The sequence below is a fragment of the Desulforhopalus sp. IMCC35007 genome (assembly GCF_005116575.1).
Lineage (GTDB): Bacteria > Desulfobacterota > Desulfobulbia > Desulfobulbales > Desulfocapsaceae > Desulforhopalus_A.
The window spans coordinates 133,143-147,497 of sequence record NZ_SWCN01000011.1; the positions used below are offsets into that span (position 1 = coordinate 133,143).

Annotated in this window: 11 protein-coding genes; 2 read left to right on the forward strand and 9 right to left on the reverse strand. The window is 46.7% G+C overall.

Annotated features, from left to right (window positions below):
* Positions 1 to 14: 14 nt before the first annotated feature.
* The 7 genes from FCL48_RS13245 to FCL48_RS13275 all read right to left on the reverse strand — a co-directional run bounded on the left by FCL48_RS13245 (position 15) and on the right by FCL48_RS13275 (position 8,296).
* Positions 15 to 896 (reverse strand): DMT family transporter, encoded by an 882-nt coding sequence (locus FCL48_RS13245; RefSeq protein ID WP_136872762.1) that lies wholly within the window; start codon positions 894 to 896, stop codon positions 15 to 17.
* Between the two features lie 28 nt (positions 897 to 924).
* Positions 925 to 2,319, reverse strand: coding sequence for a Si-specific NAD(P)(+) transhydrogenase (gene sthA / locus FCL48_RS13250; RefSeq protein WP_136872763.1), 1,395 nt, complete (start codon positions 2,317 to 2,319; stop codon positions 925 to 927).
* Positions 2,320 to 2,697: 378 nt separating this feature from the next.
* Positions 2,698 to 3,750, reverse strand: coding sequence for an ABC transporter ATP-binding protein (locus tag FCL48_RS13255; RefSeq protein WP_136872764.1), 1,053 nt, complete (start codon positions 3,748 to 3,750; stop codon positions 2,698 to 2,700).
* The gene (locus FCL48_RS13260) at positions 3,750 to 4,550 is read right to left on the reverse strand and encodes an ABC transporter permease (protein ID WP_136872765.1); all 801 of its coding nucleotides are present in this window, start codon (positions 4,548 to 4,550) and stop codon (positions 3,750 to 3,752) included. The genes FCL48_RS13255 and FCL48_RS13260 overlap by 1 nt, the downstream gene beginning before the upstream one ends.
* Positions 4,547 to 5,455, reverse strand: a complete 909-nt coding sequence (locus FCL48_RS13265) for an ABC transporter permease (protein WP_136872766.1) — start codon at positions 5,453 to 5,455, stop codon at positions 4,547 to 4,549. The genes FCL48_RS13260 and FCL48_RS13265 overlap by 4 nt, the downstream gene beginning before the upstream one ends.
* Positions 5,455 to 6,684, reverse strand: a complete 1,230-nt coding sequence (locus tag FCL48_RS13270; protein ID WP_136872767.1) for an ABC transporter substrate-binding protein — start codon at positions 6,682 to 6,684, stop codon at positions 5,455 to 5,457. Before FCL48_RS13270 ends, FCL48_RS13265 begins: the two co-directional genes overlap by 1 nt.
* A 67-nt stretch (positions 6,685 to 6,751) precedes the next feature.
* Positions 6,752 to 8,296: a GGDEF domain-containing protein gene (locus tag FCL48_RS13275; RefSeq protein ID WP_136872768.1), complete on the reverse strand. Its 1,545-nt coding sequence runs from the start codon at positions 8,294 to 8,296 to the stop codon at positions 6,752 to 6,754.
* 372 nt (positions 8,297 to 8,668) lie between these two features.
* Between FCL48_RS13275 and FCL48_RS13280 the strand changes: the two genes are divergently transcribed.
* Positions 8,669 to 9,094, forward strand: coding sequence for a PilZ domain-containing protein (locus tag FCL48_RS13280; RefSeq protein ID WP_169309212.1), 426 nt, complete (start codon positions 8,669 to 8,671; stop codon positions 9,092 to 9,094).
* Positions 9,095 to 9,185: 91 nt separating this feature from the next.
* Here FCL48_RS13280 and FCL48_RS13285 read toward each other — a convergent pair whose 3' ends face one another.
* Both FCL48_RS13285 and FCL48_RS13290 read right to left on the reverse strand, forming a co-directional pair.
* The gene (locus FCL48_RS13285) at positions 9,186 to 11,468 is read right to left on the reverse strand and encodes a carboxyl transferase domain-containing protein (RefSeq protein ID WP_136872770.1); all 2,283 of its coding nucleotides are present in this window, start codon (positions 11,466 to 11,468) and stop codon (positions 9,186 to 9,188) included.
* Between the two features lie 23 nt (positions 11,469 to 11,491).
* Positions 11,492 to 12,895: a biotin carboxylase N-terminal domain-containing protein gene (locus FCL48_RS13290; protein WP_136872771.1), complete on the reverse strand. Its 1,404-nt coding sequence runs from the start codon at positions 12,893 to 12,895 to the stop codon at positions 11,492 to 11,494.
* A 579-nt stretch (positions 12,896 to 13,474) separates the two neighbouring features.
* On the opposite strand from FCL48_RS13290, the gene FCL48_RS13295 reads away from it, so the two are divergent.
* Positions 13,475 to 14,353 carry a hemolysin family protein gene (locus FCL48_RS13295; protein WP_136872772.1) on the forward strand — a complete coding sequence of 293 codons (879 nt, stop codon included), beginning with the start codon at positions 13,475 to 13,477 and terminating at the stop codon, positions 14,351 to 14,353.
* The last annotated feature ends 2 nt before the right edge of the window (positions 14,354 to 14,355 follow it).

Genomic DNA, 14,355 nt, shown 5'->3' on the forward strand with positions numbered 1-14,355 from the left:
GGCATTCGAGCTTATTACCGCAGTGAACGATGTCTCGCTTCAATAATTTGGCTTTGTCCGTAGATGAAAAGGCCTATGGAACAGGCAATAATTCCTGCAAGCTCGAAGGTGTTCAGCACTTCACCCAGTAACACCCTTGCAAGTAAGGCCGTTGTGACAGGGACGACGGACATGTAGATAGAGACGGTGATTGTACCCAGATGTTTGATTGCGTAGGTGGCAGACATGAGTGCCAGAATATTAACGATGATCCCCTGGTAAAAAGATTGGCTGAAAATATCCACGGAACTTGCCTCAAAGAGGTTGGACGGAAAGAAAAACCAGAGCGGCAGGAAGATTACCACGTTGACCACGGGTACTGTGACCAGTACGTCTTTCCATTCAAAGTGCCAGAGCTTGAGACAGACCATATGAATGGTGTAAAAGACAGCCGCCGACAGCAGGAGAATAATGCCGCTAATGTGGCCGAGGGAAAAGGTGTCACCACCTGCCATGATCAGGTTTGCTAAAAAGATAATGCCAATGGCGAGATAACGTATTTTTGAAACTTTTTGGGAAAGTACAAACCAGGCAGCGATTGCACCAAAGACCGGGAGCATGCCGTTGACCAGGACACCAGCATGGGCCGCCTTCAGATGCCAGAGCCCGTAGAAACTTGCCATGGTATATGGAAACCCGATGCCAAGGCCGACCAGCAGATACTGGTGAAGGGAGAACTTCGACCAGCGGTGACGGAGGATGAGTGGAGACACGCATATCAACGCGGTGCTGTAGCGTAAAAGCGTGATGTCTGCGGGCTGGAGACTCGAGTGTACGCCGTATCTGGAGATGGTAATCCAGCCAGACCAGATGAAAACAATAAGGATACAGGCAAGGTGGGACCTGATTAAATTCATAATTGTGTTATGCCTGTTTTTCTTTGTGCTATATCTGATTGGACGCAGAATGCGCGGCAATCTTCAAGGCTTCGCTATAGGTGGGATAGTTAAAGATATTCTCGATAAAAATATCAATTTTAGCGTTATACAAAAGTGCCATTTGGGCGATGTGAATGATCTCGGTGGCTCCTCCACCCAAAATATGCACGCCCAGGATTTCCCGGGTGTCTTTGTGGACAATCATTTTCAGCATGCCTTCATGTTCGCCCGAAATCTGTCCCCTTGGCAGTTCGTGGTACATACATTTTCCGACGACAAATTTATAATCCAGGTCCCGGGCTTCTTCTTCTGTGAGCCCGACGTAGGAGATCTCCGGAATGGTGTAGATACCGATGGGAAAAATACGGGGAAAGGATTCAACCCGAAGTTTCAGGGCATTGAGTGCTGCAAGACGACCCTGGACTATAGATGTTGCTGCAAGGCTGGGCCAGCCGATGACATCTCCCACTGCGTAAATATGCGGGGTTGATGATTGGTAGAGATCGTTGGTTTCAATGTAGTGGTAGGCGTTGAGTTTGATCCCTGCCTTTTCAATGTGTAAACTTCCGGTATTGGCTTCACGTCCAAGGGCAAAAAAGAGACAATCGGCAGTGTAGGTTGCGCCATTGGCGAGGGTAACCCTGGCACTGTCACCGGTTTTTTCAATCTTAAAATCCCCGCAACTGTTTATGTATTCGACGTTACCTTTCGGAAAGTTTTTCTGCAGTTCTTCGCTGATTTCATGATCGAGGAATTTTAATAAACGCTCCCCCCGATCAAAAAGTATGACTTTTACTCCAAGGGCAGCAAAGATCGTGGCATATTCTGAGCCAATAACCCCGCCTCCCATGATGATAAGGGATTGAGGAATTTTTTTGATGTTTAAAATTGAGGTGGAGTCGACGATAACCTCATGGTCAAAGGGAACATCGACGGGATTGCGTGGCTGGGAGCCTGTTGCAATAATTATTTTATCGCCAGTAACCTGGATCTGCTGGCTGCCTTCGATCTGGGTGACCTGGAGCATGTGGGAGTCAAGAAAACAACCATTACCACGAATGATCTCAATACCGTTTCGTTCAAGCTGGGCACTGATTATTGCATGTTCCTGTTGCCGTACGTTATGGAGGCGTTGCTTGAGACGCTCCATGGAGATTTCGGCATCTTTTGTGGAACAATAGTCCTGTTCAAAGACCTTACGTTTAAGATGACCTGTAAGGTGCAGCACCGCTTCTCTTAAGGTTTTACTCGGAAAAGTTCCCGTATTCACACAGACGCCGCCAAGGGAACCTTCTTTTTCAAGGACAAGGACTTTTTTCTCAGACTTTGTGGCAGTCATGGCTGCTGCAAGTCCAGCAGGTCCCGTGCCTATTATGATGAAGTCGTATGCTTTTGTCGTCATGGTGATTGCTGTTGTTGGTCCAATGATTTGCACCCTGAAAACCACGATGTGGTCACATAGCGGCAGAGATACAGGGTAAATATTCGGGTTTTACAGTCTCAAAACCCAGATCAAATGAAACGCCTATTGAAACGGCTGCAGAGTTGATGAAGGACTCAACCCGTGGGAGCGAGTGCTCTGCAGTGGATCTGATAAGAGAGAAAGACTACCATTTTTTATTGCTGTCATAAAGAGATAAAACAAAGGGTAACACAATCAGATGATTACAATTTTACAGACCGCCGGCAGCTGGCCGGGTGCAAGGCAAAGAAAGTGTCTCGTGTTTTTTAGTGAGCGCAAATCGATTGGGGTTTGGCAAAAGTTGAGGTGTGAGGCTGATTACTGTCCATTTGGGAGCGGGGGCTGATCGTCAGTTGTAAAGAAATGAAATTTTTCCACAGGAAATTGCAGCCATATTTTCTGCCCAAGACTAAAGCTGTCAGAAAAGCAAAGGGCTGTAAGCGAGGTTTGGCCCAGGTCTACGGTGAATCTTGTCAGGGTCCCTTCAAACTGTTTTGCTGAGACCGTTCCGGGAATTCCATCTGCTATTTCAATATCAGAAAGAACAATGTCTTCAGGACGTATGGTTGCAGTTATTTCTGCAGCGTTGGGGTGGTTGACTGCAATTGACAGGTTCTGGCTTGTGAGGATTTTATCCTGGATACATCCAGTTATGATATTGGGGTTGCCGAGAAATATGGCCAGATCTGGGTTTGCTGGTGAGCGAAACAGTTTTTCAGGGCGATCTAACTGGCGAATCTTGCCATGTATCAGTAAGGCAATACGGTCACTCATAGAGAAAGCTTCACTCTGATCGTGAGTGACAAAGAGCATTGTCGTTGCTGTTTGCCGTTGAAGGCGACGAATCAGATGCTGCATTTTCTGTCGGAGGTCGGGGTCGAGACTACTGAGAGGCTCATCAAGGAGCAATATCGAAGGTTCAAGCACGAGAGCCCGCGCAAGTGCGACCCGCTGCTGCTGACCACCGGAAAGTTCGTCGACCCTTTTATTGGCCAGTGGTGTCAGTTCGGTCAGCTCCATCACTTTATGGCATTTTTCAGCTATGGCTTTTGAGTCTATTTTCTGCATGCGCAGGCCAAAACCAATGTTTTCCAGAACATTTTGAAACGGGAAAAGGAGGGGCTTTTGAAAAAGTAGTACCACATCCCTTTTATCCGCCTTCATTCTAGTGACGTCCATATCATCGAGGACAATACTTCCCTGCAGGGGTGGGATGAGACCACCTATGGTCTTGAGTAACGTTGTCTTTCCGGCACCACTGGGGCCAAGCAGGCACAGGAGTTCACCATCGTTTACCTGAAGGTCCAGGGCAGTCATGATCGCCTTACTCCCGTAGCCGACAGAAAGATTGTTGAGCTGTAACCTGCCCATCAGCGTATCCCCCTCAATCCCTGGCGCCCTAAACTCTGTGCGCTTGCCGCAAGGACAACGAAGACAGGGCAAATAAAGATCAGGCTGATAGCAGAAGCAACAGGGCGGTCACCACCATCCATAAGAGAAAAGAGGAGAATGGGAAGGGTTAGAATTTTTCCTCCTCCGATGATAAGGGTCGAGAGATACTGAGACCATGAGAGGAGGAAGGCAAATAGAGCTGCTACGGTAACCCCAGGCAGGGTCATGGGAAGTGTTACCCGGACGAAAACCTGCCAGGAAGTTGCGCCAAGGGAGCGTGCTTGTGCCTCGAAGTCGGGATTGAAATCTGAAAACACACCGCTGATCACATAGATGGAATACGGCAGGCAGAAGGTGAGGTGGACAAGTACAACCCCTAGAAAGTGCTCAGTAAGGTTGAGATGCAGGAACCAGAGATGAAGCCCCATGGATGTGGAAAGAGGAGGCACGACAATGGGCAATAAAAGCAGGAGGGCAATGAATTTTTTTCCTTTAAAGTTGTACAGTCCAAGTGCTCTTCCTGCAGGGTATCCGATGAAAAGTGAGAGAATACTTGTCGTCAGAGCCACCGAAAAGCTGGCCACGAGGCCACGTATTATCTGCTCACCAGCGGTTGAAAATATATAATTCCAGGCCCTTAGCCCAAACTTCTGGGGGAGAGCTGCAGGGTAAAACCACTGTTCACTCAGGGACCAGAGAATCAGCGGGATAAATGGTACGATGATCGTAAACAGAACAAGAACGAATATAGTGTACTGGGCGCTGTTCGTCTTTTTCATCTGTTTCGGTTCGGTGTTCTGGTGAGGTATTCCGAGAGAAGAACGGTAGAAATAACAATAACAGCAATGATTATCCCCAGAGCGACCCCTTCAGGTCTTGCTTTAAGGTCAATGTCGCTAAAATTCATATAAGCCCAGACAGGGAGGGTTTGTGGGTAGGTCTGACCGAGCAGATAGGGGATTTCGAAGGCCCCGAAGGTGAATGCAAAAACAATACAGCAGGACGCTCCAAGACTCAAACGGATAATAGGAAAAGTAATAGAGAAGAATCTTTGAAGCTTTGTCGCCCCAAGGCTTGCACCCGCCTCAAGCAGCTCATTTCCCATATTTTTTAAAACTGTAAGAAGCATAAAGGTGATAAAGGGGATTTCTTTCCAGATGTACACCAGAAGGATACCGACCGACCACTTGTCGTTTACAAGGATAGGGAAGGTGTTTTGCACATCCACCGCAAAAAGAAAGGAGCACAATCTGGCTATGAAACCGCTTGGCGCAATGAGTAAAATCATGGAGATTCCAATCACCAGATGCGGGGCGGCCAGCGGGATCTGCAGGATAAAATGGATGATCTTGTTGTTTGCGGCCCAGTGGTTGATGGCCACAGCCAGCAGTATACTTGCAATGGCTGATATTAGGGTGGATGTAAGAGCTATGTACAACGTAAGTCCAAGGCTCGTGGTAAAATCGGGATCCGTCAGCGTTGTGATAAAATGTTGCAGACTTAAGGATTGTTCTTCTATGCCGGGTTGATAACCGAGAGCCTGGAAAAATCCAATGACCAGACCACCCCCAAAGAGTGTTACGACCACCAAAAGAGCAGGGGTCAGAAGTAGAATAATACTCTTTTGGGGTAGGGTTGTTTCCTTTGGCGAAACAGGAGGTCGGGAAGCCGGTGCAGTGAACATTATCTGTTCTTGAGGACTTGTTTTTGCCAGCCTTTCTCAAGATAGATGAGTACCTCGGCTGGTGGTTCGGGGAGCTGGTGGGCTTGCAGCTCCTCGTCGCTCAGCGTTGCCGGTCCTTTTGGAAGACTTGAAAATTGGTTTTTCCAGGCGGGATCAGCCTTTACAAGGCTGATTACCGGAAAATCTCCCCAGACATCTTTTTTGGCTTTTTCCAGCTGGGCCTCAAAAGAGAGAAGAAAATTGGCAACCACCATTGCTGCATATTTGTCTTTTGCATTAAAGGGAATTGCGACGTAATGGGTGTTACTGACGGTTCCCTCTTCGAAAACATAGGTTCGTACCGTGGGTTGAAAAATACCATCGTCAATGTTTTGGGATGCTGAGCCCTGCTGGTACGAAAATGAAAAATCAACTTGTTTATCGGCAAAAAGGGTATCCATTCGTACAGGTGACTCGGGGTAGGTTCTTCCTTCCCGCCACAGGGCCTCTTTCAGCCTGACAAGAGTGGCAAAGGTCTTGTCTGCAGCATTTTTTAAGTCCTCTTTGGAGTAGTTACCTTGCCATTGCTTTACAGAGCCAGCTTCATGGTAGAATATCTGGCGTACAAAAGCAGAGCCGGTAAAGTCGGGAGGTGCCGGGTAGGTAAAACGGCCTGGGTTGTTTTGTATCCAGGTAAGAAGGCTTGAAATTGTCCGCGGCGGCGCAGGGGTTCTGGCGGAATCGTATATCATTACCAGTTGTGAATTTCCCCAGGGTACTTCCATGTTCTCAACGGGAGTCCCAAAGTCGCTTAAGAGAGCAAGGCTATCGCTGTCAAGATTTCTGCTGTTGGGAAGAATGTTGGTCAAAGGACCAGACAGCAGATCAAGTTTTTTGCATGTTCGGAAATTTTCACCGTTAATCCACATCAGATCAACACTGCCGCCTTCTACTTTTGCTGCCTGTTTTTCAACGGCCAGCTTACTTACAACTTCAGCAATATCTTGTACCGGTACCTGGCGCAGAATTATGCCGTAGCGCTCTCGGAGTTCTGTTCTCAGATATTCGTTAACGTAGGTATTGACCGCGGGAGAGCCGCCCCACATGTACCAGTCGACGGTTTTTCCGTGGGCCTGGGCCTCAATTTGTTGCCATGAAAGAGAGTCAGCGGCAAAAGCACCGCCTACTGAAATGACAACACTTACCAGAAAAGAGAGTAGGGAGGTCCCAATCTGTTGCAGAAAAATCATTGAAGAGCCCTGTTATAGTATAAATAGCATGTGATTTAAAAAACTTCTGCAGGCAAGCCATTGTTGATCAAGATGATATTTCTTCATTCAAAGCAAGAACGGTGACCATATTGCGGCCATTTTTCTTTGATAAATAAAGCGCACGATCTGCGGTGTTAATGAGCATGCTGGGGTGATGCACAGTGCTGTCGGGTGTGAGGTGTGAGGCACCGCAGCTGATGGTTATTTTTATCTCCTCTCCATCAATATTTGTGGTAATTGCGGCGACACAGCGTCGCAGTCTTTCGGCAAAAACCTTCATACCTGAAAAATTAGTTTCCGGTAAAATGACGGCAAATTCCTCCCCCCCATATCTGGCAACGATATCGCTCGGGCGAACCGCTTTGGTGATAGCCTCGGACATAGTGACCAGAACCTGATCTCCGGCGGGGTGTCCATAGTTATCATTGACTTTTTTGAAGTGGTCGATATCAAAGAGAAGGAGAGCTAAAGGGCGACCGTAGCGGTGGACCCTACTGACCTCTTTTGCCAGTATTTCCTGAAAGTATCTGTGGTTGTAAAGATTTGTCAGCCCGTCTCTAAAGGCAAGTTTTTCCAGCTTGTCGTTTGCTAAACGGAGATCATTTGCAAAAGACTCGGCCTTTTCCTTGCTCTCTTTTAATTCAAGGATGAGCTGTTCATAGGTGAGGTTGAGTTTGCCAAGCTCGTCGTTTGCTTCCTGAAGCATCTGGGAATACGGCTTGATATCACCCGGATCAATCTCAAAAATTTTTAAAATCTCGATACTTTGGGTAGCGACCTTGTCGAGGAGAACACGGGTACTCTCAGAATCCAGTGAAAAGAAACCCTCGAGTTTATCCTGCAGCTCCCTCACATTCTGTGCAGTTTTTTTATCACTATAGATAACCGAAAGCAGGTTTGCGACATCAAGAATAGCTGCTTTTTTTGCGACTTCAGGCGGAGCCAGGCTGGGCTCATGGTGAAAGCGCATCGGTTCGGTGATTGATTTCGGGATTCCCCAGTCTTCAAGGAGTAAAGCGCTAAAGTGCTGGTGGTCAAATTGATAATCCTGTCTTTCTGCTTCAATCAGCCGGACTGTTCTGTCTGCTCCAGTTCGTTTAAGAATTTTGACGTAGTTCTCTCCCTGACAGAGAAACATAACAAGGATTCCAATATCCTGAAGAAGCGCAGTGACAAAGATATCTTCGTCCTTTTCGCCTATTGCTTCAAATACCAGGTCTGCAGCAACGGCTGTTGTAACAGAGCGTCTCCAGAAATAATCGAAGTCAAAAAAAGATTTCTCCTCGTTTCTGAGGTCAGCCGCGATAACGAAAGAAAGAGCTATGTTCTTGATGACATTGGTGCCGAGTACTGCCAGAGCCCGGTTGATATTACTTACTTTGGTGGGCAGACCGTAGAAACTCGAATTGGCAAGACGAAGCATTTTACTGGTGAGTGCGGGATCAGTTGAGATGATTTTCTCCAGATCTTCAAGGGAGAAATCCTCTTTCTGTACAGTGCTCAGAATATGAACGGCAATAGCTGGAGGCGACGGCAACTTTACTGTGCTGTCAAATAGTAGCCAGATATCTTCTTTTGATATGGTTTGCATTGGTGCCCTTGCTGATAGAGAGTGTATTTTTTATCTGTCACATCATATCGTGAGCTTGGGAAATTGTCCATAAATATGAACAATTAGCTATTGGACGAGTCTCTTTAGTGAAAAAAATGTGATCGTAAGAAGAAAGAGAACAGTTTTGGCTGGAGCTAAAAATACCGTGTGAAACTTATAGGATACATAAAAAAATTCTGCAAATGGATCTTGTGCAGAAGGTAAAGGCCAAGATAAATTTGTATTTCTCTCTTCCATAAGTATTCTTATAGTAAGGCTTATGCAATTATTTATTTCATTGTTACCTGGGAAGTATTTGGCGGATGGTTTCGTCAGATAATATTGAATTAAATGTCTGCAGTGGAGGGTACGATGGCTTCGAAATGGGACAAAATTCCTTCTATTCCGGATCTGGAAGTTGATTGGGAGTATAAACCAGAGACATCTCTTGGAAATCGAAACAGCAAACGACTGGCACAAAAGGATTTACGCAATCTCTTCGATGTTGAATATACACCTGTTAAAATGATAACGGCCACTGCAGAAATGAGTGGGCGTCTGGTGGATATCAGCCAGAAAGGATTTGCGGTTCTGCTTGAAAAAGGCCTGCAGGTTGGAGAGACCGGCAAGGTTGGCTTTCACCTGGGAAAAGAGACCATAGTCTCGAAAGCAATCGCTAAAAACAGTGTAAAACTGCCTACACATCATAGAGTGGGGATGGCCTTTGTTGGTCTTTCAGGTGAGCTGGAAAATTATATCGCCGAACTGGTTACAGCAAAGAGTTTCAGGTCTGTATGAAGACTGCATGTTGAGTACTGCGGGTAATAAGAGCAGAAAAAGCAATGGCCCCGATTGTATGACAATCGGGGCCATTGTTGTATCGACAGGGTTACTGACGGTAGTACAGACTTGGACTTCCCATGGTCTGCAGTGCTTTATGCAGGTTACGCCGAAAGTCACGACGATCCCAGATGCCTTGGATATGTCCCCGTTTGAGGGCATTGCGAGCCGAATGATAATCGGGTGGAATATCATCACCGGTTGTTTCCCGTATGACTCGTGGTCCTGCAAAGCCGACCCGGCTTGAACGGATTGCAAACTGATATGGGGAACAGCCAAGAAAAGATGCAACGGGCCCTGCGTAGGAATTATTGTCATAGACAACGAGGTATAAGCCGCCACTGTCTATGTATTCTCTCACCGCCATGGTGCATTTTGGCATTTGGGTCACCCCGAGGGTCCCTTCCTGGATCCTGATTCCTCCCGTTGTGTGTATGTAAGCGAGAAAAGGTCGTTTCTTTCGTTTTGCCAGGGCGCAGGCCTGGGCAAATTTCTCCCCCTCTGCAGACCCGACGGTGCCGTTACGGAAATCAGAATAGAGCATGGAAACGATGATCTGGATGCCATTAATTTTGGCATGAAAGGTCATGTTCCCCGAACGATTCCCTGTCTTGATCTGGGCACTTCGCAGTCGTTCTGTAAACCCTGTGTAATTCAGAGGGTTTCCAGAGGTAATATCGGTGTTAAAATGTCTGATGGAACCTGAGTCAAAAACGTTTTCCAGATACCACTGGTGCTCCAATGGGAAGTGGTGGCCACAGGTTTCGCAGACGCCTGCAAACTCACCGTAAAGGTCTGGTATCCAGAGATCTTTACAGCCCCGTTTTTCGGCGTTGGGGCAGCTTACGGTTTTATCGGAGTTTGCCAGAGGGCTGGTGTAGGTATCGGTTAATTCAAGTGGATCAACGCGCTGGGCAGGTGTTTCAGAGTTTCCGTTCGTCGCGGTATAAGCAATGAGGCGCTGGGGTTTTTCTTTTTTCTTTTTTCCCCACATGTCCATAAGAGCGTTGATTGGTTCGGTGATTCTTCGAAGCATAACCGAACCTTCTCCGCTCACATCACTCATCACCTTTCTGACCTGACGTTTATGGTTTTTCATCACGTCATAGCGGAGTGTGTAGTAGACCTTTTCCGTTTTAACCTTGGCCAGATTGTATACACCCTCTTCCTGCTCGGCCTGCCCGGAAAAACCATTTTTTCCCATGGCATGATATTTCTTTGAACGGAGGGAAAGCAGTCGTTTTATCTCTTCCTTATTCAAATCCCATGGCAACTCGAGCTGAAGTTCTTCTTCGTTTGCAGGCTTGTGCTTCTTGCGTCTGATTTCGTAGGTACGAAGAGCGCTGAAACTTTTGGTTGAGAGAACCACCTTGTCAGTGGCTCTCAGCATTTCTGCACGAATTTTTGCAAAAAAGGCAAAATCATCTCGCCGCGCACCAAGAGGAGGCTCGTATATAATCCTGTCAATGGTCTTACGTTCAAGATTATCTTTAGCCGTGAGTTTCAAACGGTCGGCGCAGACTTCGATGAGTTCCTTGGGGACCTTGGCTCCTTCACGGATTTTACCCTCGATGGCCGCTGCACCTTCAGGGGAGATAACCGAATAATAACCGTGGGATGCCATGATTCGGTAGTCGGTAAGACCAATAGCCTCGGCTCCACCGGAACCACCCTCTGAAATCATAGAGATCATTGGAACACGTAGCTTGGTCATTGCATATATATTACGGGCAATCTGCTGCGCGGCACCGGACCCTTCCTCGACGGGATATGATCCTGGGGTAAAAATATAAAAGTGGATCGGGATCCCTTCCGTTTCTGCGACTTTCATATAGCGAAGGGCTTTCTCGTTTCCCTGGGGTTTACAGGAACCACCGTTACGAAACTCTTCCCCATGACCCGTCTCCTGACCGATAACCATGACAGAGGCAGTAATGGGTTTGTTTTTTATCCGTCTGGTGATGGTTGCTTTGGCGCAGATCATGGCCGGATCAACGTTTGCGTCCTCCTGACCACCGAGCTCAGTGTAATCCTCGTAGACATTTTCAAGGATGTCTTTGAGGCTGAAACGCTGGATACTTCTAACGATGCGCACCCTTTCCATCGGAGTGAGATGTTCTTCAGCCCGCTCTTCGAGAAAACTGATTGATTCATCAAGCTTTCTCAGCTCGCCAGCCAGCTTTTCTTTTGACTGTTCGTAGATGTTTTGTTTGAGATTTTCGCAGGTGATCTTGAAACCGTCAAGGTTTCCCCAGTTGGAAAAATCTTTAATCTGGAGCAGATAGTTAATCCGCTCTTCAATTTTCAGCAGCTGTTTGAATAGTTCTTTCATTATAAAGCTATAGTAGTCCGGACCTAGAATGCGAGGAGACGGCCCAGGTTATTTTTTAAATATTCAAGATTAGTGATAATCGCCTGCCCACTTGAATCTTCTCCACGAATAACGGTTTCATCAATAAACTGAATCGCCTTTTGCTTTGCATCATCCATTGATTCACCCCAAACCAGCGCAAGGGCGAGGTTGGGATCAAAATCACTGGGGATTGGATATGGCCTGTCGGTCGGAACGTGGGTGTATACCGTCGACCATTCATGATCAGGAAAGGTGAATTCCTGGATGGTTCCAATCCATGGTGCAAAACCTCGTCGTGTGTCTTCGGCGACGATGCGAAGTTCTATGGCTGCACCCTGGAATTTTACCTGTTTCTGCTTGTAGCCGATTTTTTCCCCAAGGGCCAAGCGAATCTGCTCGCGGATAAGGTTCGGTTGCTTGCCGTCGATGTAACTGATACGCGCTGAAATATCATTTTCAACCTGAATTCGGGTGTTCACCTCCAGCAGGTAGGGTTGGCCTGATCGGCTGACAATCCATTCCCATGTTCCAACATTGTCATATTTTACATGGTTGGCAAGTTTGAGAGAATATTGAACGATCTGGTCGAGCACTTTTTTCTCATCAAAGTCGTAGTCAAAGCAGGACTTGTGAAATCCGGGTGCTGCTTCGACCCGTTTTTGTCGCCCTGTTGACTGGATGGTGCAGTTTCTCGAGCTGAAATGTAATCTTTCTCCGTGGGTGGAGCAGAGCAGCTGGACTTCCAGGTGGTTGTAATCCGTAAGGCATTGCTCAATGAGAACACCACCATCGCCAAACTGTCTTTTGGCGTAACTCTGGAGTTGTCGGTATATCCTTCTGAACTGTTCTATCTCTGTAACCTCTTCTATCCCCATACCGCCACCACCAGCTGCGGCCTTGATAAGGATTGAGGGGTTTTGGATGCCGTCCTCTATCTGGGTCTGCAGTAGCTGTGCAGCGATTTCTTCCGCCTCCATCTCATTGTAAATGGGGGCGTCCGTTCCAGGTATAGTTGGGATGCCGAGTTGATTGGCAACCCGTTTTGTGTTGATCTTGTCCCCAAGATCCCGGATAACTTCCCAGTTCGGACCGATAAAAATGAGAGAACGGTCTCTGACTGTGGCTCTTCTGGCAAAACGATAGTCTTCTGAGAAAAAACCGTAACCGGGATGAATGGCGGTACAACCCGTATGATCTGCAACGGCAAAAAGATCATTTGGCTCGGTATAACTGGTGATTCTCCAGGCGTTCTGATCAGGACCACTGGTGATATTAGAGCGAACATGTTCTGAATCCTTGTCCGCATCGGTGTATACAACTATATAATCGAGATCAAGATCCTTGCAGGCTTTCATGATCCGAATGGCAATTTCGCCTCTGTTGGCTATAAGAACCTTACCTTCCAAACTGTTCCTCGTTCGTCAAAATGAAAATGAAGTGGATAGCGTTTCGTCACTTTCTTGTAGATACACAACATACATACAGTGCACCTCTTCTTCTAAAATCGACGCTACTATAGTCACGTGATGTCAATTAGAAAAGAAAAAATGTGCTGAGGTGCGCGGTTTTGCATTGAACCAGGTCCGGATTTGTCAGGCATGCTTTTTCTTCTTGACACCGTTGATCTTTTTAAAAACCGTTTTCAAATCGAAAGATTTGTTCTGTTATGTTTGATTTTTTTGTATCTCATGTTAATAGTAGTCCTGATATTCGTTAAACCTTTGAGAGAATTCATTCCGGTACATGGGAAGGAAGCCGGGACAAGTATCTTAAGACAGATTGTTTACTTTTTTTTAAAAAACAAGAATTCAGTTTGCGAGGTAGTAAAAAAGGTTACGATCCCCTGAATTTGAGTTCGACCTGTTCTCAAAAGGAATTTATTAACCAAAAAATGTCATAGAGAGAAGAGGCACTCCTTGCTGTGTGGCCTGCACATCTTTCTTGTAATTTACCCCCAATCGGAATAGCTGCAGTACTGGTTTTCAATGGACAAAGAACATACATCTGAAGGAGAGGACGCTGATCAGGATAAGGGCTTTTTTAATAAACTCTTATCATTGATTGATTTTCGCAAACCGGGAACCAAGGAAGATCTAGACCTTGAGATACAGGAACTGCTTGAGGAAGGCGAGGAGCACGGGTTAATTTCCCCTCTTGAGGAGAGGATGATCAATTCGATTCTCGAATTCAGAGAAACGGACGCCTCTGAGATCATGACTCCAGCAGCTGAAGTGGTATCCTTTGATATCGCTTCCCCCATGTCAGAGCTCATCAAAATCGTTATTGAATCCGGTTTTACCCGGATTCCGATCTATAAAGAAAATCCCGATCAGGTCATTGGTGTGATTCACGCCAAAGATCTCCTGCGGCTATGTGCCAGACCAAATCCGCAGCCGGATGATCTTTCCGACTATCTGCGGCCGGTTTATTTTATTGGAGAACATAAACTCATCGTCGATCTCCTGCGTGAATTTCAAAAGCGTAAAGTGCACATGGCCATGGTCACCGATGAGTTCGGAACGATGCGCGGCCTCATTACCCTTGAAGATATATTAGAAGAAATCGTGGGTGAGATCGATGACGAATATGACGATGATGAAGAGGAGCATACCCTCGATATTATTGATGAAGGTACTGTCGAGGTCCACGGTTGGGCTGAAATTGAAAAAATAGAGGATTATTTTCATAAAGAAATGCCTGACGGGCCGTTTGAATCAGTTGGCGGCCTTGTGATTCATATCCTTGGCCGCCTTGCCCTGACCGGTGATCGGGTCGAGGCTGCAGGTTTACAGTTTGAGGTCATCAGTGCCAGTACAAGAAAGATCAAGAAGATTCGTGTCACCCGCCTTCCGGAGGGTGTATAATT

Bases quoted from the DNA above. Each gene is read 5' to 3' on its own strand.
- FCL48_RS13245 (WP_136872762.1), bottom strand. From the start codon at position 896: ATGAATTTAATCAGGTCCCACCTTGCCTGTATCCTTATTGTTTTCATC.
- sthA (WP_136872763.1), bottom strand. From the start codon at position 2,319: ATGACGACAAAAGCATACGACTTCATCATAATAGGCACGGGACCTGCT.
- FCL48_RS13255 (WP_136872764.1), bottom strand. From the start codon at position 3,750: ATGGGCAGGTTACAGCTCAACAATCTTTCTGTCGGCTACGGGAGTAAG.
- FCL48_RS13260 (WP_136872765.1), bottom strand. From the start codon at position 4,550: ATGAAAAAGACGAACAGCGCCCAGTACACTATATTCGTTCTTGTTCTG.
- FCL48_RS13265 (WP_136872766.1), bottom strand. From the start codon at position 5,455: ATGTTCACTGCACCGGCTTCCCGACCTCCTGTTTCGCCAAAGGAAACA.
- FCL48_RS13270 (WP_136872767.1), bottom strand. From the start codon at position 6,684: ATGATTTTTCTGCAACAGATTGGGACCTCCCTACTCTCTTTTCTGGTA.
- FCL48_RS13275 (WP_136872768.1), bottom strand. From the start codon at position 8,296: ATGCAAACCATATCAAAAGAAGATATCTGGCTACTATTTGACAGCACA.
- FCL48_RS13280 (WP_169309212.1), top strand. From the start codon at position 8,669: ATGGCTTCGAAATGGGACAAAATTCCTTCTATTCCGGATCTGGAAGTT.
- FCL48_RS13285 (WP_136872770.1), bottom strand. From the start codon at position 11,468: ATGAAAGAACTATTCAAACAGCTGCTGAAAATTGAAGAGCGGATTAAC.
- FCL48_RS13295 (WP_136872772.1), top strand. From the start codon at position 13,475: ATGGACAAAGAACATACATCTGAAGGAGAGGACGCTGATCAGGATAAG.